The 23703-nt window shown below is 37.6% G+C and carries 20 protein-coding genes and 1 tRNA gene; 2 read left to right on the top strand and 19 right to left on the bottom strand.

Going from position 1 to position 23703, the window contains the following annotated elements; genetic code table 11:
* Nucleotides 1-19 precede the first annotated feature (19 nt).
* The 10 genes from gpmI to PQQ29_RS12470 all read right to left on the bottom strand — a co-directional run bounded on the left by gpmI (nt 20) and on the right by PQQ29_RS12470 (nt 11979).
* Entirely contained in the window at nt 20-1552 is a 1533-nt protein-coding gene (gpmI, locus tag PQQ29_RS12425; protein WP_160464775.1) for a 2,3-bisphosphoglycerate-independent phosphoglycerate mutase, read from the bottom strand.
* A 1-nt stretch (nt 1553) separates the two neighbouring features.
* Complete coding sequence (tpiA, locus tag PQQ29_RS12430) at nt 1554-2309, bottom strand: triose-phosphate isomerase (RefSeq protein ID WP_003726581.1); 756 nt, start codon at nt 2307-2309, stop codon at nt 1554-1556.
* A 45-nt stretch (nt 2310-2354) separates the two neighbouring features.
* The gene (locus PQQ29_RS12435; RefSeq protein ID WP_003772388.1) at nt 2355-3545 is read right to left on the bottom strand and encodes a phosphoglycerate kinase; all 1191 of its coding nucleotides are present in this window, start codon (nt 3543-3545) and stop codon (nt 2355-2357) included.
* A 137-nt stretch (nt 3546-3682) separates the two neighbouring features.
* Nucleotides 3683-4693, bottom strand: coding sequence for a type I glyceraldehyde-3-phosphate dehydrogenase (gene gap / locus PQQ29_RS12440; protein ID WP_003726583.1), 1011 nt, complete (start codon nt 4691-4693; stop codon nt 3683-3685).
* A 33-nt stretch (nt 4694-4726) separates the two neighbouring features.
* Nucleotides 4727-5773: a sugar-binding transcriptional regulator gene (locus tag PQQ29_RS12445; RefSeq protein WP_003727920.1), complete on the bottom strand. Its 1047-nt coding sequence runs from the start codon at nt 5771-5773 to the stop codon at nt 4727-4729.
* Between the two features lie 442 nt (nt 5774-6215).
* A complete protein-coding gene (gene rpoN, locus PQQ29_RS12450; RefSeq protein ID WP_003763875.1) occupies nt 6216-7559 on the bottom strand; it encodes an RNA polymerase factor sigma-54 in 1344 nt (447 codons plus the stop codon).
* A 150-nt stretch (nt 7560-7709) separates the two neighbouring features.
* Nucleotides 7710-8636 carry a dipeptidase gene (locus tag PQQ29_RS12455; RefSeq protein ID WP_003772380.1) on the bottom strand — a complete coding sequence of 309 codons (927 nt, stop codon included), beginning with the start codon at nt 8634-8636 and terminating at the stop codon, nt 7710-7712.
* Between the two features lie 78 nt (nt 8637-8714).
* Entirely contained in the window at nt 8715-10877 is a 2163-nt protein-coding gene (locus PQQ29_RS12460) for an MMPL family transporter (protein ID WP_187983862.1), read from the bottom strand.
* Between the two features lie 78 nt (nt 10878-10955).
* On the bottom strand, nt 10956-11564 hold the full coding sequence (locus PQQ29_RS12465; protein WP_010991256.1) for a TetR/AcrR family transcriptional regulator: 609 nt from the start codon (nt 11562-11564) through the stop codon (nt 10956-10958).
* A 16-nt stretch (nt 11565-11580) separates the two neighbouring features.
* Nucleotides 11581-11979, bottom strand: a complete 399-nt coding sequence (locus tag PQQ29_RS12470) for a hypothetical protein (protein ID WP_003772373.1) — start codon at nt 11977-11979, stop codon at nt 11581-11583.
* Between the two features lie 190 nt (nt 11980-12169).
* On the opposite strand from PQQ29_RS12470, the gene PQQ29_RS12475 reads away from it, so the two are divergent.
* On the top strand, nt 12170-12505 hold the full coding sequence (locus tag PQQ29_RS12475; RefSeq protein WP_003772372.1) for a YjgN family protein: 336 nt from the start codon (nt 12170-12172) through the stop codon (nt 12503-12505).
* A 316-nt stretch (nt 12506-12821) separates the two neighbouring features.
* On the opposite strand, the gene PQQ29_RS12480 is transcribed toward PQQ29_RS12475, so the two are convergent.
* From PQQ29_RS12480 to PQQ29_RS12490, 3 genes are all read right to left on the bottom strand, one after another.
* Nucleotides 12822-13313: a hypothetical protein gene (locus tag PQQ29_RS12480; protein ID WP_153648594.1), complete on the bottom strand. Its 492-nt coding sequence runs from the start codon at nt 13311-13313 to the stop codon at nt 12822-12824.
* A 585-nt stretch (nt 13314-13898) separates the two neighbouring features.
* Nucleotides 13899-13970: transfer RNA gene (locus PQQ29_RS12485), tRNA-Arg, on the bottom strand.
* A gap of 120 nt (nt 13971-14090) precedes the next feature.
* Nucleotides 14091-15527, bottom strand: coding sequence for a lytic polysaccharide monooxygenase (locus PQQ29_RS12490; protein ID WP_187983861.1), 1437 nt, complete (start codon nt 15525-15527; stop codon nt 14091-14093).
* A gap of 157 nt (nt 15528-15684) precedes the next feature.
* On the opposite strand from PQQ29_RS12490, the gene clpP reads away from it, so the two are divergent.
* Nucleotides 15685-16281, top strand: a complete 597-nt coding sequence (clpP, locus tag PQQ29_RS12495) for an ATP-dependent Clp endopeptidase proteolytic subunit ClpP (RefSeq protein WP_003768278.1) — start codon at nt 15685-15687, stop codon at nt 16279-16281.
* Nucleotides 16282-16331: 50 nt separating this feature from the next.
* Here clpP and PQQ29_RS12500 read toward each other — a convergent pair whose 3' ends face one another.
* From PQQ29_RS12500 to PQQ29_RS12525, 6 genes are all read right to left on the bottom strand, one after another.
* Nucleotides 16332-17723 carry a branched-chain amino acid transporter BcaP gene (locus PQQ29_RS12500; RefSeq protein WP_010991299.1) on the bottom strand — a complete coding sequence of 464 codons (1392 nt, stop codon included), beginning with the start codon at nt 17721-17723 and terminating at the stop codon, nt 16332-16334.
* 239 nt (nt 17724-17962) lie between these two features.
* The gene (namA, locus tag PQQ29_RS12505; RefSeq protein WP_070752463.1) at nt 17963-18979 is read right to left on the bottom strand and encodes an NADPH dehydrogenase NamA; all 1017 of its coding nucleotides are present in this window, start codon (nt 18977-18979) and stop codon (nt 17963-17965) included.
* Nucleotides 18980-19004: 25 nt separating this feature from the next.
* On the bottom strand, nt 19005-19976 hold the full coding sequence (gene whiA, locus PQQ29_RS12510; protein ID WP_003768282.1) for a DNA-binding protein WhiA: 972 nt from the start codon (nt 19974-19976) through the stop codon (nt 19005-19007).
* Between the two features lie 7 nt (nt 19977-19983).
* Nucleotides 19984-20952 (bottom strand): YvcK family protein, encoded by a 969-nt coding sequence (locus PQQ29_RS12515; protein WP_003768284.1) that lies wholly within the window; start codon nt 20950-20952, stop codon nt 19984-19986.
* A 1-nt stretch (nt 20953) separates the two neighbouring features.
* The gene (gene rapZ / locus PQQ29_RS12520; RefSeq protein ID WP_003763899.1) at nt 20954-21829 is read right to left on the bottom strand and encodes an RNase adapter RapZ; all 876 of its coding nucleotides are present in this window, start codon (nt 21827-21829) and stop codon (nt 20954-20956) included.
* Between the two features lie 108 nt (nt 21830-21937).
* Nucleotides 21938-23668, bottom strand: coding sequence for a phospho-sugar mutase (locus PQQ29_RS12525; RefSeq protein WP_010991302.1), 1731 nt, complete (start codon nt 23666-23668; stop codon nt 21938-21940).
* Between the last annotated feature and the right edge of the window lie 35 nt (nt 23669-23703).

Consider the following 23703-nt stretch of genomic DNA (forward strand, 5'->3'; position numbering starts at 1 on the left):
ACTAAAGTAATAACTAAAATTATTTTTGAATTAAACTTTCGCCTGTCATTTCGGCAGGTTTTTTAACGCCAAGTAAATCAAGCATTGTTGGCGCAACGTCAGCCAGACGACCACCTTCACGAAGCGTTACACCTTTTTTCGTTACAATTACTGGAACTGGAACGGTAGTGTGCGCAGTGTGCGGTTTTCCTTCTGGAGTAGACATTGTTTCAGAGTTACCATGGTCAGCAAAGATAATAGCTGAGCCACCTTTTTCTAAAATAAGGTCTACTACACGACCAAGATTTTCATCTACTGCTTCGATTGCCTTAATAGTTGGCTCAAGCATACCTGAATGTCCAACCATATCTGGATTAGCGAAGTTTAAGATGATCGCATCGTGTTTGTCGTTTTTAATGTCTTCAACAAGCGCATCTGTTACTTCATATGCACTCATTTCAGGTTTTAAATCGTATGTTTCTACTTTTGGCGAATTGATTAGAATCCGGTTTTCACCAGGGAATTCTTCATTTCGTCCACCATTCATAAAGAATGTTACGTGTGGATATTTTTCTGTTTCAGCGATACGCAGTTGCGACAAACCTTCATTAGAAAGTACTTCGCCGATAACATTTTTCATTTCAATTGGCTCAAAAGCAACTTCAGCATCAACGCTTGGGTTGTAAAGAGTCATTGTAACGAACTTGATGTTTTTAGGGTGGTTAGCCCCGCGGTCGAAATGATCCCATTCTTTATCAGTAAATGCATTAGAAAGCTGGATCGCACGGTCAGGACGGAAATTGAAGAAAATAACTGCATCGTTGTCTTTAACTGTTGCAACAGGTTTGCCATCTTTAGTAATGATAGCAGGAACAACGAATTCATCATTTTTGTCGTTAGCATAAGAAGCTTTGACAAGTTCGATTGGATCTTCAAATTTTTCACCTTCAGCGCTTACGATTGCTTTATATGCTTTTTCAACACGTTCCCAGCGTTTATCACGATCCATCGCGTAGAAACGTCCAGAAACAGTAGCAATTGCACCATAGTTTAAGTCACTAATAGCTTTTTCTAGTGTTTCTAAATATTCTAGTGAAGATTGTGGAGCCACGTCACGTCCATCAAGGAATGCATGGATATAAACGTTTTTCACGCCTTTATCTTTTGCAGTTTCTAAAAGTGCAACGAGGTGATTAATGTGACTATGCACGCCGCCGTCTGATAGTAAACCGAAAAGATGTAGGTCCGAGTTGTTTTCTTTTGTATGAGTGAAAGCATTGTTTAGGGCTTTGTTCTCTTGGAATTCGCCTTCTTCAATAGCTTTATCAATACGAGTTAAGCTTTGGTAGACAATACGTCCAGCTCCGATGTTTGTATGGCCAACTTCAGAGTTACCCATTTGACCTTCTGGAAGACCAACATCAAGGCCGGCAGCTTTAAGTTCCCCGTGAGGAAAATTAGCCCAATAACGGTCGAAATTTGGTTTGTTTGCTTGAGCTACAGCATTACCTACTGTTTCTGCACGTTTACCAAAACCATCGAGGATAATAATTGCTACAGGTGATTTACTCATTTTATTTTACTGCCTCCAATAATGCTAAGAACGATGCTGGTTCTAAGCTTGCTCCACCTACAAGAGCGCCGTCAATGTCGGACTCTGCAAGATAATCAGCAATGTTTTCAGGTTTTACGCTACCGCCGTATTGAATACGAACTGCGTCTGCTGCTTTTTGAGATACAGCGTCAGCAACTTCTGCACGAATAACTGCACAAGTTTCATTAGCATCAGCACTTGTGGAAGATTTCCCAGTACCGATTGCCCAAATTGGTTCATAAGCAATAACGGATTTGATTACTTGTTCTTCAGTTAATCCAGCAAGAGCTGCACGGATTTGACCACGTACCCAAGTATCTGTTTGACCAGCTTCACGTTGGTCTAATGTTTCACCACAGCAAATGATTGGTGTCATGCCGTGTTTGAAGATTGCGTGTGCTTTTTTGTTAATATCTTCGTCTGTTTCGTGGAAATACTCACGACGTTCAGAGTGTCCGATAATAACATAAGAAACACCTAAATCAGCAAGTGCAAACGGGCTAATTTCGCCAGTGAAAGCACCTTCGTCTTCAAAATAACAGTTTTGTGCAGCTACGCGAAGATTAGTTCCTTCAGTAAGGCGAACTAATTCTTGTAAAAATAGAGCCGGTGCAGCAACTACTGATTCAACAGCATCGCTTGATGGCACGTTATTTTTTACGTCTTCTGCAAATTGTCCTGCTTTTGCAGCAGTTTTATTCATTTTCCAGTTACCAGCAATAATTGGTTTACGCATTTGGATAAACATCCTCTCGATATTAAAAATTATTTTTGGTTCAGCTTATTTGTCGCTAATAGAAGCAACTCCAGGAAGCTCTTTACCTTCAAGATACTCTAAAGATGCGCCGCCACCAGTGGAAATATGTGTGAATTTGTCAGCAAAACCTAAGTCCATAGCTGCTGCTGCAGAATCCCCACCACCGATGATTGTTGTTGCATCAGTTAAGTTTGCAATAGCTTCACAAACGCCAATTGTACCTTTAGCGAAGTTGCTAAGTTCGAATACGCCCATTGGACCATTCCATACAACTGTTTTAGCGCCTTGAAGTTCTTTTGTGAATAAGTCAATTGTAGCTTGACCAATATCTAGTCCCATTTCATCAGCTGGAATGCTATCTGCACTCACTGTATGGAAAGGAGCATCGTTACTGAATTCTTTAGATACAACTGCATCAACTGGTAATACTAATTTATCGCCAGCTTTTTCAAGTAAGCCTTTAGCAAGTTCAACTTTATCTGCTTCTAAAAGAGATTTACCAATTTCTTGACCTTGAGCTGCCATGAAAGTGAAAGTCATTCCGCCGCCGACAAGTACTTTGTCTGCTTTTGTAAGTAAGTTTTCGATAACACCGATTTTGTCAGAAACTTTTGCGCCACCTAGGATTGCTACTAGTGGGCGTGCTGGATTATCAACTACACCGCCGATGAATTTAATTTCTTTTTCCATCAAAAATCCGGCCGCTGATTCTAAGTTAGAAGCGATTCCAACGTTAGACGCGTGCGCACGGTGAGCAGTACCGAAAGCGTCATTTACGAAAACGTCGCCAAGGCTAGCCCAGTATTTTCCAAGTTCTGGATCATTTTTGCTTTCTTTTTTACCATCAATATCTTCAAAACGTGTATTTTCAAAAAGAAGTACTTCGCCGTCTTTTAACTCATCAACTGCTTTTTCAAGTTCTGGACCACGAGTAGTAGGAACGAATTTCACTTCTTTTCCAAGTAATTCGCTTAAACGAGCGGCTACTGGACGAAGAGATTTTCCTTCTTTATCTTCTTCTGTTTTTACTTTTCCAAGGTGAGAAAATAGAATTGCTTTACCGTTTTGTTCTAAGATGTACTCAATTGTTGGAAGTGCAGCTACAATACGGTTGTCGTTAGTGATTTTGCCGTCTTTCATTGGCACGTTAAAGTCAACACGAACTAAAACTTTTTTGTTTTTTAAATCTAAATCAGTTACAACTTTTTTAGCCATTTAGAGTTCCTCCATTAATTTTAAAGGATTGGGGTCGCCGCCCCCGTTATTTCAGAAAATAAGCGGAAACAATAGTGTCTCCGCTTATTCTTGTTATTGCTGATGTGACTAGCACTTCAGTAAAATTAATCTGCTAATTATTTAGCGATTTTTGCAAAGTATTCTAAAGTACGAACTAATTGAGCAGTGTAGCTCATTTCGTTATCGTACCAAGCTACAGTTTTAACTAATTGTTGATCGCCAACTGTAAGAACTTTTGTTTGAGTTTCGTCAAATAATGAACCGAAAGTCATACCTTTGATGTCAGAAGAAACAACTTGGTCACTAGTGTAACCGAATGTTTCTGGATCAGAAGCTGCTTCCATAGCTGCATTTACTTCATCAACAGTAACTTTTTTGTCAAGAACTGTTACTAACTCAGTAAGGGAACCAGTTGGAACTGGAACACGTTGAGCAGCTCCGTCTAATTTACCTTTAAGTGTTGGTAATACTTCACCGATAGCTTTAGCAGCACCAGTTGTATTAGGGATAATATTTTCGGCAGCAGCACGTGCACGACGGAAGTCACCTTTTGGATGTGGAGCATCTAATGTATTTTGGTCACCAGTGTAAGCGTGAATTGTAGTCATTAGACCTTCAACAACACCAAATTTGTCTTCTAAAACTTTAGCCATTGGAGCTAAACAGTTAGTAGTACAGCTTGCGCCAGAGATAACTGTTTCAGTTCCGTCTAATGTTTCATGGTTTACATTGTAAACGATTGTTTTCATGTCGCCAGTTGCTGGAGCGGAGATAACAACTTTTTTAGCGCCAGCTTTAATGTGTAATTCAGCTTTGTCTTGTGCTGTGAAGAAACCAGTACATTCTAGAACGATGTCTACTCCTAGGTCACCCCATGGAAGTTCTTCTGGGTTACGGTTAGCTAATACTTTAACTTCTTTACCGTTTACGTTGAAGAAACCATCATGTACTTCTACTTCACCGTCGAAACGGCCTTGAGTTGTATCATATTTTAACAGGTGAGCTAACATTTTAGCGTCTGTTAAGTCGTTGATTGCAACAACTTCAATTCCTTCCACATTTTGAATACGACGGAATGCTAGACGTCCGATACGTCCAAAACCATTAATACCAACTTTAACTGTCATAAGTCAATTTCCTCCTTGAAAATAGTGTTTTTTTTATTTCAAAAGGGTATTACTCCCTTTTAAAAGCGATTTTGCTGCTCCTTCATCCGTGATTAAAATCGTATTTTTTGGAGCGCTTTTCATATACGACTTGATTGCTTTGGCTTTTGATGTACCGCCTGCAACAGCGATAATGTGCGGGATTTGCGCTAAGTCTTCGAACTGAAGACCGAATGTAGGAACCTTATGTACAACCTCGCCTTGTTCATCAAAATAATAACCAAATGCTTCACCAACAGCTTTACGACGGATGATTTTTTCAAGTACATCTTCGCCGGTATGTCTGCGTTTCGCCATCGCGAGCGCATCACCTATGCCTAAAATAATAGCATTTGCGGATTGTACTAATCGTAAGCCTTCTTGAATTGCCGGCTCTTTCAGTAAAGAACGATAGGCTTCTTCGCCAAGTTGTTCTGGTACATAGAGAACACGGTGTTTTGTGTTTGTCTTTGTTGCCATCTTATCACAAATTGTATTCGCTTGATTGTCAAGGTCTTCACCAATACCTCCACGACCGGGAACGAAAAGTAGTTCTCTGCCTTTTGCGAAATCAGTTGTCATCATTTCGGCAACAGTTGCCATTGTAGAGCCGCCCATAACTGCGACGATGTTTCTTTTTTCGGTGAGTGCCATGTCTAATTGTTCTACCGCCACACGTCCCATTTCTTCGCGGACCCATGGTGTATCATCGCTATCACCTTGCACTACCAAGCATTTTTTGATTTGCAATTTTTTCGCTAATTGTTCTTCCATTGAATGTAACCCTGAAAGCTGGTTCATGACATTTTCTAAATCACGAAAAACTACCAAGCCTTCTTTTGTAACGGTCATTCCGGAAGAAGCAATTTCTACTAAACCTTGTGCTTTCAAAAATTCTACTTCGCCGCGCAGGACTCGTTCACTCATGCCTAACATTCCGGCGAGTGTTCGTCTTCCTACTGGTTCAGAAAAATATATCGAGCGTAGGATTTGATAGCGTTTTTGCATAATCATTAAAACGTCGGGCAATAACTTTTTCTGAATGTTAATTAAGTCTGACATTTTTAATTGCTCCTCATCTTTGGACGCTTTACGACCCACTTAGTCATCTGGCGTCCCGTTAGAACTAAAAAAAGTAGAGATAGAGGTTTTTACAACTTTCAAGACTATTAAACTAGCTACTTCAGCTTGTTAACAAAGTGTCTCTCAATGTGATTTTTACCCCTTCTCTTTCTGCTTACGCTGGTGAATCTTTTTTTAATGTTCTTTAACTACCCTACGTTCCCTATTCTAACAGTCTTGGCACAAATCTTCAAGTGTTAAGTGGGACATTTATGAAATATTCACCTGAAATTTACAATTAAGTTTTAAAATGTAAACTTCTAACTAGGCTATACTAGTTGTTTTCCACGTCTATTAAAAATGAAACATGCTCTTGCTGATTTTTTTATTTTAAAAAGACATTTTTTGTCCCACAGCCTAGTTGTGAGGCAAAAAATGTCTTTTAAAATCTTTTTCTTTTGGAAGATGATGGAATATTTAACTCCAAGCGATATTTAGCGATAGCTCTTCTTGAAACTTGAATTTCTTTTTCTGCGAGCATATCAACTATTTTTTGATCTGAAAGTGGTTTTAGTTTGTCTTCTGCTGCTACGAATTCTTGTACTAGTTTTTTAATCGTTGTACTGGAGATGTCGCCAACATTTTCGTTTTCCGAAGATTTTTTCTGTAAACCAGATGCAAAAAAGCGTTTTAGTTCGTACACGCCGGTATTTGTTTCCATATATTTGCCATTTACCGCACGACTTACAGTAGACTCATGCACCCCAAGTTCTTCTGCCACTTCTTTTAAAGTTAGGGGTTGTAAATGGGCTGAATTGTCGAGAAAATAGGCTTTTTGGTGACTTACGATTGCCTCACCAACTCTTTGTAATGTATTTTCCCGTTGTTCAATTCCTTTTTTTATCCAATCAAATTCACCCGCTTTTTCACGGAGAAATTGGGCCACGTCTTTTTCTTCTGTTGCTCGCATTGTTTCATAATAAGCCTCTTGGAACCTGACTTGTGGTAGAAATTGTTTTGCCAAAGATACTGTGAATTCATTTCCATGTTGGAGTAAAATTAAGTCTGGTACTACATACTGGACACGTTCTGACTCAAACTCAGAGCCAGGTTTAGGATTTAATGTTTGGATGTAATCGGAAACTTCTTGAATATCTTGCAAGCTTACATCCATTTCTGAGGCGATTTTCTTCCATTTTTTCTCCGCGAATTCCGTGAAGAATTTTTGGATGACATCGTAAGCAATATATGGAGCATCAGGCGAACGTTCGATTTGTAGTAAAATACATTCTCTCGCATCCCTCGCTCCCACGCCAGCAGGTTCCATCCCTTGTAAAATTTCAAGTCCTTCTAAAACACTGGAATCGTCCATCAGAAGTGCTGCACTGACGTCTTTTAAATCTATTTGTAAATAACCATTGTCATTTAAACTTTCTATTAAATATAAAACAATAATTTTTTGGGTTTGCGTTACATCCATTAAATGCAACTGTTCTTTTAGCGCATCGGCCAACGTCAGCTTATTATCGGCTATTTGTTCTAACCAATCTGTATCATCAGAGCTTCCAGAGCTTTTACGGCTACTATAGGAAAAATCTGTTGCAAAATCCGAGCCTGGAATCACTTCTATTAATGGGTTCTCGAGTGCTTTATCTTCTAAAAATGCCACTAAATCAGCTGTCGCAAATTGAAGCATAGCAATAGACTGTGACAATTGTTGCGTCATATTTAATTTCAGCGATTGTTTTTGTTGTTGCTTTTGGACGAAATTAGATTCTAAACGCACATTAAAACCTCCATTAAAAATCAGTCTGATACTACTACCAAACTGGATTATATTCCATTTCTAGTCTTCATTATAACATGCCATTTTTCAAAATACAGCACATTATATTTGAAAAAAGTCCAAGCACGAGTTAGAGTGCTTGGACTTTTTTTATTTTGGTAAATGGTTTAAGAAATTGCGAGATGCAAATCCTTCTACTTCTTCTTTCGTATAGTGTTTCTCTAATGTTTGGAGGAAGCTTTGGTACTTACCGACATGTTCCAGTCCTTTGACATGATCTGGGATACCATCAAAATCCGAGCCAAAACCAATATTTTTCAATCCACCAAGTTCACAAATATGATCAATATGGCGAATAACATCTTCCATATCAGCCACACCGGAGTTCGTAGTAAATAGCGGGTGGAAAATAACATCAATCATTGCATCATGCTCTATCATCGCTTTAATTTGATCATCATCTAAGTTTCTTGGATGAGAGCAGATTGCTTTAGCGCTTGAATGGCTGGCAATAACAAACTCAGCTTCATCTAAAGTTTCCCAAAAAGCTTTCACACTCAAATGCGAAACATCTGTGAATACTTTTCTTTTATTTAAAAGCTGGATGATTTCTTTGCCAAAATGAGTCAATCCTGCGCCGCGTTCTTCCATAATACCATCCGCTGCCAAGTTAGCATTATTCCAAGTTAAACCGACAGATAATACACCACCATCAAGCAATTGTGTTAGTTTATCTATGTCACGTCCGATTGGTTCAATGCCTTCTAATGTTAACATTGCACCGATTTTATCTTCCGGCAGATTTTCTAATTCGCACCATTTCTTCACATGCTGAATCATTCCGCCTTTATGAAGAACGTGTTGTTTAAAAATATTAACTTGCTCAACTGCTTTCTTCCATTTATGTTCAACAGGAACCTCTTCGTCAAGAAAAATGGCGAATCCTTGTAATAACATTTTAGCTTCTATAAGCCGTTCAAAATTCACATCAAGTTCTTCTGCATCTTGGAAAGTGTATTTTCCTTTTCCAGCCTGTAACTTATAAAGCGCATCACAGTGGGTATCAATTACTCTCATTTTCTGTCGTTCCTCCTTTTAGATACATCTATTATATACCTTTCAGAGGAATAGACAAGAAGTTTATTTAGGACATTATTATTTTGTCATTTTATGTTGTTTACCTGGCCAAAATGCCCATTTTCCAAGGAGTACGGTAATTGATGGAACAAGGAATGGACGAACGATAAATGTGTCTAGTAATACACCAATCGCAGTAATTAAACCGAATTGTACTAATAGCTGGATTGGCAGCGTGGTTAAAACACAAAACGTTCCCGCTAAAATTAAACCTGCGGAAGTGATGACCCCACCAGTTTGACCAACACCTTCTGTAATGGCTTTTCGAAGTGGCATTGTCTTACTGTTTTTCCAAATACTAGAAATCATAAAGATATTGTAATCTTCCCCGAGTGCCACAATAAAGACAAAGGCATATAGTGGAATCAAGCCAGAAATAGCCTCTACTCCCATTGCATAATGGATAATGACCCAACCAAGTCCAAGTGCTCCAACGAATGAAAGTAGAACTGTTGCCACTAAGTAAAGCATTGCTGTAATCGAACGTAAATAACAAAGTAGTAAAATGGCAATTAAGGTAATCACGAGTGGGATAATCACTTTTTCATCATGCTGTGTCACTGCCCGGTCATCATATTGTGTTGCTGTTTGGCCGGCTATATAAACATCATTGCCTTTATCAGCAGCGGCGCGAACTTTTGGTACGACATCCATTGCTTCATTGCTGTAAGGATTGTCTTTCAAAATAAGTGTGTATTTTTGGTACCCCTTGCTTCGTTCTGGCCCAGTAACCGAAGCTACTCCATCCACATTTTCAAGCGAACTTTTCATTGATTCTTTGGAATTAACAACCACTTCCATTGGTGCGAGCATACCCGCACCAAAATGATCACTAATTAGTGTGAAACCTTCTCGAGATGGCATGTCTTCTGGGAATGTCGAAAGTGTATCATACGTATATTTGACTTGAGTCGTGAAAATTCCACAGCCAATTAGAATGATTAAAGTAATAATCAAAATACGCACAGGATGTTTTGCAGACATTTCACCAATTTTATGCCAAAAACGGTTTTCTTTGTGGTGTTTCGGTGTTTTCCCTTTTTTCTTTGCACGGGCTTCTTCCATTTCTATTGTTCTTGGGATAAATGGCCAGAATGAAACACGACCAAATAAGCCAAGTAGCGCTGGTACAAGTGTTAACGAAGAAATCATCATAATGAAAATCGCCAAACTAAAAGGTACGGCAAAGTTATGGAACGAACCGTATTCGGCAGCTAAAAGTAGAAGTAACGCCGCCATAACAGTCAAGCCACTAAGCGCAATTGCCCCCGCTGTCCCACTAAAAGCTTCTTTAAATGCTTGGAAACGATTTTTTTCAGTGTGTAAATGGCTTCGGAATCTAGCAATCAAGAATAAACAGTAATCTGTTCCGGCACCAAATAGTAATACGGTCATTATCGAGAGCCCTTGTGAACCGTATGTGATAATCCCTTCTTTTGCGAGTAATCCAAGAATCGGCGTAATTACTAAATAAGCAAACCCTACTGCAATCAAAGGAATTAATGCCAAAATTGGCGAACGATAAATAACTAATAAAAAGACTAGAACAAGCAGAACCGTCCCAATTAACAGGGAAACATCTGCGTCTTTAAATAATCCACTCGCATCCACACTGATACCAGCTGGCCCAGTTGTCCAAGCAACTAGTGTGTCATCAGCTGACACTTTCTTCGCAAAAGGATCTTCGCCAATCGTTTCTTTAGCAGTTGTTTCGAGTTGTTTAAAGCTCTCAGCTAGTTGATCTGACGTCGCACTATCTTTCATAATAACGGTTTGAATAAAAGTGGTCCCATCTTTAGAAACTTGTTGTTTTAACGCAACTGGTGGCATTTTATCATATGGAACTGCCATTTTTTGGAAGTCAACTGGGTTTTTAGTTAATTCTTTGCTGTATTTTTGAATATTAGCTAAATCTGCTGTTGTTAAGCCAGTTGAACGATACCAAGTAATAAGTGCGGGCGTCCCGTCTGTCCCAGCAAATTTATCATCAATTAGTTTTTGAGCAACTACTGAAGGCTCTGAACTAGGTAAATCTTTCGCTGCATCGTCTTTGTAATCAGCAGCTTTTGGAAAGAAAAACTGTAAAATTATAATAGCGATAATCCATATACCTAGTGTTATAAATCGACCTTTCTTGCCACCTACAAAACTGGCTATTTTACTTAAAAATCCATCTTTCATTATAAATCCCCCTTTAGTTTGCTTATTTTTTCGTTTATCAAATGATAAGTGAAACACCAAAAAAAGAAGCACGCTAAATTATACCTCTTTTTTACAAATACCAAACATCATTAAATTGATTAATTCATCGATTTGTTCTGTAGTCGTTTGTTTTTGCGCGAAACTACCTTTACCAGAAAACAGTGGGCTAATAGTTGACAAGCAGTATCGTGCGGCCGTTTCAGCACTGACACCTGCGCGCAACTCTCCTGCATTTTCTAAGCGCTCAAAAAATTGTTGAAACGGCATTAAATATGTTTGTTGCCATAACTTATATAGTAAAAACTGATTTTCCGGCTTCATTTCATTAAGAATATCGTGAATCATTAGTAAAATATTAGTCGGATGTTCTTCAATTAACATAATCAACATATCATGTAACTGTTCTTCTTTCGGCTTATTCAATTGTAAAATCGGATGCATTTCCACCTGAATATTCTGCGTCAGTTCACGAACTACTTCAATATAAAGTGATTCTTTATCTTCAAAATGATGATAAAGTGCTGGTTGGGTAATTTTGGCGATTTTAGCAATTTCTCTTGTTGACACTGCCCGGTAACCTTTTTCCATGAATAAATCCCGCGCTGTGTCGAGAATTTTTCTTCTTGTTATTCCTAGTTCTTCTGCCCGAGTTCGTTTCTTTTCCATCATTACCCCACCTTTCTCATTTGTTTGTAGTAAGTAGTTGTATGTTTTTATCAATTAATTTTTGTAAAGTTTCTTTGTGCCATTTCCGTCCTAGAACTCGTTTACTTACAAGATATTTTCCTTCTTCTAGTTCGCCGTCCTCTGTTACCGCACGGATAAATAAACGGTACACCAATTTCTTTTTAACTAGCGCAATTTGTTGAATCGTTTTTGCATCTAAAAAGTGCATTTCTGCGTCACTTAATTTGAAAACAAATGTAAAAATCCCAGCTTCCGTAAAGGCTAAAATAAGCGAGTGGCGTCCTCGCATATGAGGTCCTGCATATAAAAAATCAATTGTTTGAACGTTCAAATGATTATCTTCACTATATGTTCTTACTTCTTTTTCTAACCGTTCTTTCAAACTAGCAGCCAAAATAAGCGCCTCCCTTGCTGATTTATATTTTACCAGAAAATGCTGGGTTGAAGTAGACTAATTTTAGCAGAAAGTTAAATAAGGTATTTATCTCTTCTACTAAACATGGTAATATCAATCTTGGCATTTAAAAAGTTAGTATAAACGTTATTGCGATTATATAAATATTAAAAAGGAAGTTGGTAAGAGAATGGAAGAACAGCACATCATTGAAACACGAAACGGGAGAACATCATTTTTCGATGGAGGTTTACTGCAATATATTGGTTGGACAATACTTGGCACTTTGGTGACGATTTGTACCATTGGGATTTGCTATCCATGGGCTTTATGCATGGTTTATGGTTGGAAAATTAATCATACTGTTATCGAAGGCAAACGTTTGAAATTCCAAGGATCAGCCTTTGGACTTTTTGGACATTGGATTAAATGGTTACTTCTAACTATTATTACTATCGGAATTTATGGTTTCTGGGTTTTTATTAAGTTAGAAGATTGGAAAGTAAAAAATACGATTTTTAAATAAAAAATAAAAACATCTTACAAATGAGCTTTCGCCAATTGTGAGATGTTTTTTTATGCCCTCGGAGGACAATGTCGCCTTTTTTAAATATAATGAAATCAAGAGTTAAAGCTTATATAATAATGTACTACAATCAATAATATACGATTACTTTTTTATTTCCTCTTTTTTCTTTTTAGCTAATGGATAGATTGCTGAAATATAACAGATAGTTCCTACAATTACTACAAAAAAACTAAATGTCTTCATGAATAACAATACCGAACTTAGCAGTACTATGTAAAATATTGTATATCCAATTAATCTTTTGTAATTCATTTTATCTCCTCACTTTTTGTATCGTTGATTGAACTGGACCCTTCCAAGTAGTTTTACTATTTGAAAATTCATCAATAACTTTATAGTAATGATACTTACTATCTGATCTTTTGTAAATCGTTTGTTTCATGTACTTATATTGCTTGAATGGTGTAGGTGCAAGCACACCAGCTACTGCTTTCGCAACTGCATTTCCCAGAGGTATTTTAGCGAATCCACCGACATAAATTGCTTGATACATCTTATTTACTCCAAGAGAGTTCAAGTTCACTACTACACTAGACACATATTTAAACTTAGACCCACCAGACTCCGTTTGATTAGCAAATAACATCATTTTTGGAGCTGGAGTTAAATCTACACCCAAATTTGTTTCAGGAGTAGTTTCTTCGGAAATTATTGGTTTCTCACTCTCATTTGCAGATGAAACTACTGGCGCAAAATTACCAAAAACTAAGCAAGCAGATAAAGCAACAACAAGATGTTTTTTCATTTTCCCTCTCCCTTTATGTAATAGATTATGTTACGAAAAAAATTCTAACACATCAACATAATGTATAACCAAAAATGTAATGAAATGTCCGATTCTTGTCATGAACGACCAAAAATGAGAGTTATTTAGATTTATTATTACACAATTCGTGTAACATTGTATTTTTAGTCATAAATCTTTACACAATACGAGTTACTATTCACTATTTATGCATTTTAATTTCCATCTGACACAAAAAATACATATTCGCTCATAATATACACTGAATTTTATATAAAATCTCTTTATTTATTTAATTATTTCTCACATTTTTTTAATACCTAAGTGAATAAATTAGTATAATTATTCAACAATTCTAAAAATTACTGACTCTTAATAAATCTACGTGAAACGATAATCTCATAAATGCTTTTTGTACCTAGTAATATCATTCAGATTAGGGGGCATAATACTACAGAAACCTACTCGCCTCTAATTGATGAATAAGATTAATGAAATTTAAAATTTTTTGTAATTTATTTGAACTTCACAAAACAAAAAGCGCTATAAACATTGTATTACCAAAGTTTATAGCGCTTTAACTTATGCCCTCGGAGGGAATCGAACCCCCATTTTAAGAACCGGAATCTTACGTGCTATCCGTTGCACCACGAGGGCTTTATGTACAAAGAAAATGTTTACCGTACGAATAATAATTATAGCGAAATTCGTATGTTTTTACAAGCTTTATTTTGAATGAAGAAGCCAGCGCATCCTAAGATTCGCTGGCTTCAATAGTTAATTTACCGCTATCCAAATAGATGAACTATCTGGTTTTTCACCTCGTACCCACCATTTTGCTTGGTAGATTTTACCATTGTATGAAACTTTTTCTCCGCCATTATAGGCTTTTTGGGTGTTCCAAACTGGCAATTCGGTGCTGTTTGATTTCCATACATCGCTCGTATCTGGTGCGTTACCTTTAGTCCACCATTTCGCTGTGTAAGCTATCCCATTATAATAAATTTGATCGCCTGCATTATAAATTCGATCAGCTTTCCAAGTATTCATTGGGTCTAGTGGTTTAGTTTTGGCTGTGATTTCGTTACTTACTAGTGAACGATTACCTGATGTATCAACTGCATATACTTTGTAGCTATAACTTGTGTCACTTGCTAGCTTTGTATCTTCAAACATCGTGGAAGTCGTTGTTGCGATTTTCGTATTATTTCGATATAGTTCATAATTTTTCACTTCAACATTGTCCGTTGAGGCTTGCCAACAAAGTGCAATAGTAGTGTCTGTTTGTGCATGTGACATTAAACCTTTTGGTGCTGTTGGAGCTTCTTTATCAACGGCTGGTGCTTCTTTCGTTGTTAATTTAGCGCTGTTACTAAGTGAAGATGTATTACCAGAAAAATCTTTTGCGCGCACTGTATATGTATAGGTTGTATTGTCTTTTACAGTTGTATCTTCGTATGCGACAACTTGACTTTCCCCGATTACTTTTCCATCACGTAAAATTTCATATCCTTTAATTCCTACGTTATCCTTAGAAGCAGTCCATGTTAAACTTACTTTTTTAGCAGTGGTTGTTCCTGTTAAATTAGTCGGTTCAGTAGGTGCTTCATTGTCTAAAACTGGTTCAATATCAGAATTAATGATATTTGCGTCGATAACTTGGTAAAATGCATTTCCAGTATCCGCAATAGACCAGACACCTAAGATAACATAATAACCAGAACGATCATTTGGAATAGTTATTTCTTGTTTTGATAATCTATCTGGTACGCTACCATCAGCTGTAATTGTGGCTAACGGTTCAAAGTCTGCTCGTGTTAAAGGTTTATTTGGATCCCAACCTTTTTTGGTAATAAAATAATCCCAACTACTTGTTCTATGTGGCGCTGTTAAAGTCCATTCTACAGTTAATGGGCCTGATTCTACATCTACTTTTGCCCATCGATCTTGTGTTTGAGCATCTAACAGTGAGTATTTTCCTCCGCCTGCAATTTTGCCATCAACAGGGCCACTTGCTGGAAAACCTTTTGGTGCTTCTACGCTTTGTGGCTCGTACTGTGCTGCCCCAACTCCCGTATTAATCCCTTGATTAGCTAAATATACCCGACTCGCTGGTTTAGATATGTATCCGTGAGCAGAGGCATTTGTTTCGAAAAGCACGACAGATAATATTGCAACAACAAAAAACATTCCAATTTTTGAAAATTTATTCATGGTGCACCTTCCTTTCAGTATAGTTCATTATACCTTTTTGTTAATTTTTTTAAAAATAGTTTGCTCCAAACTTTATCATTTGACCTAATTTGACCATTCGTGTATGATATAAACAAAGCTAAATTAAAATATACAATTTAACAGGAGGAATCTTGATATGAACTTAATTCCAACAGTAATTGAACAAACTAGCCGCGGTGAACGCGCATACGACATTTATTCTCGTTTATTAAAAGACAGAATTATTATGTTAGGCTCTGCAATTGATGATAATGTTGCTAACTCAATTGTTTCCCAATTATTATTCTTAGATGCACAAGATCCTGAAAAAGATATTTTCTTATATATCAACTCTCCAGGAGGTAGTATTTCAGCTGGGATGGCAATTTACGACACAATGAATTTCGTTAAAGCTGACGTGCAAACTATCGGTATGGGGATGGCTGCTTCAATGGGCTCATTCTTACTAACAGCCGGTGCAAATGGTAAACGTTTCGCTTTACCAAATGCAGAAATCATGATTCACCAACCACTAGGCGGAGCTCAAGGTCAAGCAACTGAAATTGAAATTGCTGCTCGTCATATTCTAAAAATCAAAGAACGTATGAATACGATTATGGCTGAAAAAACTGGGCAACCTTATGAAGTAATCGCTCGCGATACCGATCGTGATAATTTCATGACTGCTCAAGAAGCAAAAGATTACGGTTTAATTGATGACATCATCGTTAACAAATCTGGCTTAAAAGGCTGATTAAATAAAAAAAGTGGGCTTGAAATTACAAGCCCACTTTTTTTGTTGCCTTATTTTAAACGTAAAGCAGAATGTTTTCTTCCATAGAATGTATAAACAATAATTCCAAGTACAAACCAAACACCAAACGCAATCCAAGTTGTTTTAGATAAATTAAGCATTAAGTATACACAAAGTAAAAACGAAAGTGCTGGTACCACTGGATAAAACGGTGTCTTAAAGCCTTTTTGATTAAGCTCAGGGTTGCGACGTAAGAAGAAAATTCCGACTGAAACCATCGCAAAAGCAAATAACGTGCCGATATTAATTAATTGTGCCAAATCTTCCATTGGTACTGTTGAGGCAATCAAGCCCATTACTGTCGCAAAAATCATCGTATTTCTAACTGGCGTATCGTTCTTGCTGATTTTTGAAAAAGATTTTGGTAGTAGTCCGTCACGTCCCATTGCAAACAATAATCTAGTTCCGCCGTAAGACATAACAAGCACTACTGTTGTCATTCCAACAATTGCTCCAACTGAAAGCAAGCCTGCAATCCAGTTTTGATTAATCGCTTGAAGCGCAAAAGCAACTGGTGCACTAACTCCAACTAAATCAGTGTACGGAACAACGCCGGTTAGAACTGCTGATAATAAAATATAAAGCAACGTACACACTGCCAAGGAAGCGATAATCCCGATTGGCATATTTTTTTGCGGATTTTTTACTTCTTCCGCTGCGCTAGATACGGCGTCAAAACCAATATAAGCAAAGAAAACGGTAGAAGCTCCCGTAATTACACCTTGCACTCCAAATGGTAAAAACGGCGTCCAATTATCTGGCTTCACATAGAATGCACCTACGATAATAAATAAAACAACAACTGCAATTTTTACTAACACCATTATATTATTTACTCTCGTAGATTCGCGAATACCAAAACTAAGTAAAATTCCAATAACCATAACTACTACAAAAGCGAGTAAATCAAAGTAAGTACCTGCGCTTGGGTTATAAGCGGAAGATATAGCTGTTGGAATGTGTAAATCAAAACCCGCTAGCAAGCTCTTCATATAAGATGACCAACCACTTGCAATCGCTGCTACCGCAAGTCCGTATTCCAAAATAAGCGACCAGCCAAGAATCCACGCTACTCCTTCTCCAAATACGTGATAGCTGTATGTATAAGCGCTACCCGCGACTGGCAGTTTTGAAGCGAATTCCGAATAACAAAGAGCCGCCAAACAACAAGCAATGCCTGCAATAATAAATGAAATAATAATTCCTGGTCCCGCTATGACAGAAGCTACCTGTCCTGGAAGAATGAATATCCCACCCCCAACAACCGCTCCAACTCCAAGCATTGTTAAATCAAATGCGCCTAAAGTTTTGTTTAAATGATGTTTATCTGTCGCTGGGTTATGAAAACTCTTTTTTCTGAAAAAAGAATTAACTTTCGTCATAAAAATCCCTCCTACTTATATTCCAATTTTCAGTTAATTTATTTGTGTATTTTTAAACTAACTAGAAAACTATTATTCATACTACCACAAACACACTGAAAAATATACCACATATGTATAACTTTATTTAAAATGTAAAAAATTTTTTAGTGTTGTATTACTTGAAATTACATTTACATTCAATCAGTTTAAATAAAAAAGCTTGAAGACCACAACTTGTCGTCTTCAAGCTTTATTAATCATTTCCAAGCTCGTGAATATTGTTTCGGTGCTTCGATTGTTTCACCTAACGTTTCAGCAGCCTCTTTAGCAAAATAAGGGTTTCGTAATAATTCACGACCGACGATAATTAAATCTGCTCGTTCGTTGCATAAAATTTCTTCCGCTTGCTCGCCTCGTGTAATAAGCCCAAGTGCTCCTGTTGCAATACCAGCCCCGCGACGAATTTCATCAGCGAACGGTACTTGATAACCCGGGAAAACTGGTGGTGCTACGTTGACTAAACCACCTGTACTTACATCAATTAATTCCACGCCATCTGCTTTCATCCATTTGGCAAAAGGAATATGGTCTTCTAATTGCAAGCCGCCATGTGCATAATCAGTAGCGGAAACTCGAACAATAATCGGTCCATCCCATACTTCTTTTATTGCCTTAATAATATCACTTAAAATTTTATAACGATTGCCAGCAGGTCCCCCGTAATTATCTTCGCGACGGTTTGAAATTGGGGAAAGGAACTGGTGAATTAAATAACCATGCGCTGCGTGAATCTCGATTACATCAAAGCCAGCTTCCTTAGCCCGGTACGCTGCCCGTTTAAAATCAGCGACAACTTCTTTAATTGCTTCTTTCGTAAGTTCTACTGGTTTAGCAGATTTTTCGTCAAAAGGAATTGCAGAAGGGGCCACAATTTCGCCTGGTAAAACAGCTTTTCGACCAGCGTGCGCTAATTGAATGCCTGCTTTTGCCCCGTGATAATGAAGTCCATCTACTAGACGTTTTAAAGCTGGAACTTGCTCATCATTCCATAAGCCTAAATCAAATTCAGAAATTCTACCTACTTCTTGAACCGCAGTAGCCTCTAATATTACAAGGCCGGTACCGCCAGCTGCTCTTGAAACGTAATGCGCAAAATGAAAGTCTGTTGCGATCCCGTCTTTATTTTCTACTGAATACATACACATTGGCGACATAACAATTCTGTTTTTTAGCGTTACATCTTTTAATTTATATTCTGAAAATAATTTTGACATTCTAATTCGCATCCTTTTCTTTTAATTAACTATTGCTAACTTTTAACCCTACTTGCGCTGGAGTTTCACCGCTTCTGAGTCGTTCTGCAATTTGATCCAGTTTGCGAAGACGATGGTTAATGCCTGATTTACTTACTTGGCCAGTTGTTAGCATTTCACCCAACTCTTTTAAAGTAACATCTTCATTTGCAATCCGAAGCGCGGCAATTTCACGCAGTCGTTCTGGTAAAGCTTCAAGTCCAACTGTCGACTGGATATACTTAATGTTATCAATTTGCCTTACAGCAGCGTTAATAGTTTTATTGAGATTCGCTGTTTCACAGTTAACTAACCTATTCACTGAATTTCGCATATCGCGCATAATCCGAACATCTTCAAAATGAAGAAGCGCACTAGTTGCACCAATAATACTTAAGAATTCCGTGATTTTTTCCGCTTCTTTCAAATAGGTAATAAAACCGTTTTTCCGTTCAAGGGTTCGCGCATTGAGGTCGAATTGATTCATTAAAGCGCAAATCGCCTCATTATGCTCCTCATAAACAGAAAAAATTTCTAAATGATACGATGAAGTTTCCGGGTTATTAACTGATCCACTTGCCAAAAAGGCTCCACGTAAATAAGCACGTTTGGCGCTCCTCTTCTTAACAAATCCCCTATCAATCGACTTCGTAAACGTCATTGGAGGTTCAAGAATTCGTAAATCTTCTAAAATCCCTCGCGTGCCAGACTTTAATCGCACAATATAGACATTATTTTTTTTCAGTTTCATTTTACGACGTACTAGAAGTTCAATTGGCACTTCATACAAATCTTTTAGTAATTGGTACATTCGTCTAGCTATAGCTGCATTCTCTGTTTGGACATCCATTATAACTAATTGATTCGAAAACGAGATTGCGCCATTCATTCGAATAAAAGCTGCGAGTTCCACTTTTGCATCGCTATCACTTACGTCCATATGGGTTAATTCTTTCTTCGTTTCCGATGCAAATGACATGGCTTACTCACTCCTTTTCATTATTTTTATTAGGCAACATTGCTAAAAGCGCATCCGCCACCTTATCAGCTGCATGGCGCACAAGGCCATCTTCTGTAGAAAGAAAATCTTGATAAATAGCTTCTACTCCAAGTTTTTCCATTTCTTCCGCATTATGCTCCACTTGCGCCACATCTTCAGGAAATAGTAATTCTTTTGGAACAGTTGTAGTGTTAATTAATGTTTTATCGATAAAAGATTTACCAACATGTTCGTGGATGACTTTAATATGATCCGCGTCTGAGAAAAAGTCCGTTTCCCCAATTTGCGTTAAAATGTTCGTAATGTATACTTTCTGGGCTTTACTTGCTGTAATTTCATCAGCTAATTCTTCTAATAATAAATTAGGTAAAATACTTGTATATAAGCTTCCAGGACCAATAACAATCAAATCTGCTTCTTTGACTGCTTCTACTGCTGTTGGATATGGTTTCACATTTTCTGGTTCTATAAATACTCGGTTAATATGTTTGCCTTGAAGTGGAATAAGCGACTCGCCGTGGACAATTGATCCATCTTCCATTTCTGCATTTAAAATAAGTGGTTGGTCGGTTGCTGGAATGACTTTACCACGAATTTTTAGTACGGTAGCAAGAACATTTATTGCATCAACGTAACTATCATTAAGTTGCGATAATGCCGTCAAAATCAAGTTACCAATCACATGACCTGATAAATCCCCATCTACAGCAAAACGATATTGGAACAAGTCTACTACACGCGGATCAACATTAGATAAAGCAAGCATGACGTTACGAATATCTCCAGGAGGAAGAACGTCCATTTGTTCGCGAATTTTACCAGAACTACCGCCATCATCAGCAACTGTAACAATCGCTGTTAAATGAATCTCTTTTTTCTTAAGCCCTTTTAAAACGACTGGGAGACCTGTTCCGCCGCCTATAACGACTACTTTCGGCTTCGTTTCTTTGCTCATATTAGCGTTCCTTTCTACGTTTCATATCTCGGTGTGAAATCGTTGTTTCATATTTTTGTTGGATTGCTTTACCAACATATTCTGTTAAAGCAACAGAACGATGCTGTCCTCCCGTACATCCAATTGCAATCACAAGCTGCGTTTTTCCTTCTCGTTTGTAAAAAGGAAGAGTAAACATTAATAAATCAACTAATTTATCTAAAAAGGCCATTGTTTCCGGCCATTTCATCACGTACTCATAAACATCTTCATCAAGCCCTGTCAGTGGGCGCATCTTATCAATATAATGCGGATTTGGTAGGAAACGAACATCAAATACTAAATCTGCATCAATTGGAATACCATATTTAAAACCAAACGACATTAATTGGACATTGAAAACATCCTTGTCTTCTGTTTGAAATTCATTGTTAATTCGTTCTCTAAGTTCACGCGGCGCCATATTGGAAGTGTTAATTACTAACTGTGAGCGCCCTTTTAAATCACTAAGCAGTTCACGCTCAGCATTAATTCCATCAAGCACAGACCCATTAGGCTCCAGTGGATGGTGGCGACGAGTTTCTTTATAACGCGAAACAAGTACCTTATCATCAGCCTCTAAAAAGAGGATTTTCGTTGTTATAAAATTGGTATTATCTAGTTCATCTAGCGCTGGTTCAATCGAATCGAAAAACTCACGACCACGAAGATCCATTACGAGCGCGATTTTATCCATCTTATCGCTTTCTTTCATTAACTCCCAGAATTTTGGAAGTAAACTTGGCGGTAAATTATCTACACAAAAATAACCGAGATCTTCTAAAGACTGCATTGCAACTGTTTTCCCTGCCCCAGACATCCCAGTAATAATTACTAATTTTAATTGTTTAGAAGCCATATACGCCTCATCCTTTCGCACAAATAATATCTACCTTTCATTTTAGCACACTTCCCACTAGAAAATCCCGGAAAAGTCTCTAAATAGAGTTTCCGGGATTTTTCTTTTTTAAGCTTCGATATATTGCATCAAATCAGCTTTTACTTTTTCAAGTTTTTGCGTGCTTTCTGCTTCATTTTCACCGCGAATGCTAAAATAGAATTTGATTTTCGGTTCGGTGCCTGATGGACGCAAGCAGAACCATGAACCATCTTCAAAATAACATTTAATTACATCTGCGGTCGGTAATTGAATCTCTTCAGTTTTACCTGTTTCAATCCAAGTAGTTTCGCTTCTTAAATAATCTTCCGCGCGCTCAATTCGGAAACCGCCCATGCTTGTAGGAAGTTGCTCTCTAAAGCCACTTGTAATTTCTTTAATGCGCTCTGATCCATCTTTTCCACTTAAAGTGAGCGAAACTAAATCTTCTTTATAATAACCAAATTCAGCATAAATTTGTTCTAACTCTTCTAGCAAAGTCCGCCCTTCCGTTTTGCTCACAAGTGCCACTTCAGAAATCGCGAGAACTGCCTGAATAGCATCTTTATCACGAGTAAACGACTTAACCATATAACCATTACTTTCTTCATAACCAAATTCAAATGTATGCTTCCCTGTTTCCTCAAAATGCTTGATTTGTTCCGCGATAAATTTGAACCCTGTTAAAACTTCAATCATCTGTACACCAAAGTGTTTCGCGATTTCCGTCCCAAGATTACTTGTGACAATCGATTTTAAAACAGCCGCATTTTCTGGTAGTTCATTTTGCGCTTTCTTTTGTTTTAACAAGTAATGTAAAATTATCGCACCAATTTGATTACCGGATAAAATCTCATATTCCCCGTCATTATTCCGTACTGCAACTCCTAAACGGTCAGCATCCGGATCAGTTCCTACTAATATATCGCCATCATGTTTTTTGCCATATTCAATTGCGAGCGAAAATGCTTCTTTGTTTTCTGGATTAGGTGATTTTACAGTACCAAAATCAGGGTCGTTCACAAATTGCTCCTCTACTTTAACGATATTCGTGAAGCCGACACTTTCAAGCGCAGGAACCCCTAAAATCCCACCTGTACCATGTAATGGCGTGAAAACAATTTTCAAATCCTTACCACGTTCTTGCACCAACTCATTATTAACAATTACTTCTTTTAACTTTTCCAAATAAGGACGGTCTACTTTTTCACTAATTATTTCAAGTAAACCTTTTTCAATTAATTCGTCTTGGTCTGCTACTTCTACAGAAAAAATATCTTCCACGGCACTTATGTAATCTATTACGGCACTTGCACCAGTTGGCGGCATTTGGCCACCGTCTTCTCCGTAAATTTTATAGCCATTATATTCTGGTGGATTATGGCTTGCCGTTATTACTATCCCACCAAATGCATTTAAAAATCGAACTGCAAAAGAAAGTTCCGGTGTTGGTCTAAGCGCATCGAACACATAACTTTTAACACCATGGTGCCCTAAAACCGCCGCTGACTCAAAGGCAAATTCACGCGACATATGACGAGGATCGTAAGCAATAACAATTCCGCGTTTCTTAGCCTCTTCACCGTTTTCAGCTACAAATTGTGCCAAACCAAGTGATGCTTTTCGAATAGTATAGATATTCATCCGATTTGTTCCAGCACCTAGAACGCCACGCATCCCCGCCGTACCAAATTCCATATTACGATAAAAACTATCTTCTAATTCTTTTTCATTCTTTTCTATATCTACCAATTGTTTTTTTAGCGACTCATCTAGTTCTTTATTTGTAATCCATTTTTGGTATTCCTCTTGCCAGTTCATTCCCGACACTCCTTCACATTATGCTACTTTCATTT

This window comes from Listeria innocua, assembly GCF_028596125.1.
Classification (GTDB): domain Bacteria; phylum Bacillota; class Bacilli; order Lactobacillales; family Listeriaceae; genus Listeria; species Listeria innocua.

Bases quoted from the DNA above. Each gene is read 5' to 3' on its own strand.
- gpmI (WP_160464775.1), bottom strand. From the start codon at position 1,552: ATGAGTAAATCACCTGTAGCAATTATTATCCTCGATGGTTTTGGTAAA.
- tpiA (WP_003726581.1), bottom strand. From the start codon at position 2,309: ATGCGTAAACCAATTATTGCTGGTAACTGGAAAATGAATAAAACTGCT.
- PQQ29_RS12435 (WP_003772388.1), bottom strand. From the start codon at position 3,545: ATGGCTAAAAAAGTTGTAACTGATTTAGATTTAAAAAACAAAAAAGTT.
- gap (WP_003726583.1), bottom strand. From the start codon at position 4,693: ATGACAGTTAAAGTTGGTATTAATGGTTTTGGACGTATCGGACGTCTA.
- PQQ29_RS12445 (WP_003727920.1), bottom strand. From the start codon at position 5,773: ATGTCAGACTTAATTAACATTCAGAAAAAGTTATTGCCCGACGTTTTA.
- PQQ29_RS12455 (WP_003772380.1), bottom strand. From the start codon at position 8,636: ATGAGAGTAATTGATACCCACTGTGATGCGCTTTATAAGTTACAGGCT.
- PQQ29_RS12460 (WP_187983862.1), bottom strand. From the start codon at position 10,877: ATGAAAGATGGATTTTTAAGTAAAATAGCCAGTTTTGTAGGTGGCAAG.
- PQQ29_RS12465 (WP_010991256.1), bottom strand. From the start codon at position 11,564: ATGGAAAAGAAACGAACTCGGGCAGAAGAACTAGGAATAACAAGAAGA.
- PQQ29_RS12475 (WP_003772372.1), top strand. From the start codon at position 12,170: ATGGAAGAACAGCACATCATTGAAACACGAAACGGGAGAACATCATTT.
- PQQ29_RS12480 (WP_153648594.1), bottom strand. From the start codon at position 13,313: ATGAAAAAACATCTTGTTGTTGCTTTATCTGCTTGCTTAGTTTTTGGT.
- PQQ29_RS12490 (WP_187983861.1), bottom strand. From the start codon at position 15,527: ATGAATAAATTTTCAAAAATTGGAATGTTTTTTGTTGTTGCAATATTA.
- clpP (WP_003768278.1), top strand. From the start codon at position 15,685: ATGAACTTAATTCCAACAGTAATTGAACAAACTAGCCGCGGTGAACGC.
- PQQ29_RS12500 (WP_010991299.1), bottom strand. From the start codon at position 17,723: ATGACGAAAGTTAATTCTTTTTTCAGAAAAAAGAGTTTTCATAACCCA.
- namA (WP_070752463.1), bottom strand. From the start codon at position 18,979: ATGTCAAAATTATTTTCAGAATATAAATTAAAAGATGTAACGCTAAAA.
- whiA (WP_003768282.1), bottom strand. From the start codon at position 19,976: ATGTCATTTGCATCGGAAACGAAGAAAGAATTAACCCATATGGACGTA.
- PQQ29_RS12515 (WP_003768284.1), bottom strand. From the start codon at position 20,952: ATGAGCAAAGAAACGAAGCCGAAAGTAGTCGTTATAGGCGGCGGAACA.
- rapZ (WP_003763899.1), bottom strand. From the start codon at position 21,829: ATGGCTTCTAAACAATTAAAATTAGTAATTATTACTGGGATGTCTGGG.
- PQQ29_RS12525 (WP_010991302.1), bottom strand. From the start codon at position 23,668: ATGAACTGGCAAGAGGAATACCAAAAATGGATTACAAATAAAGAACTA.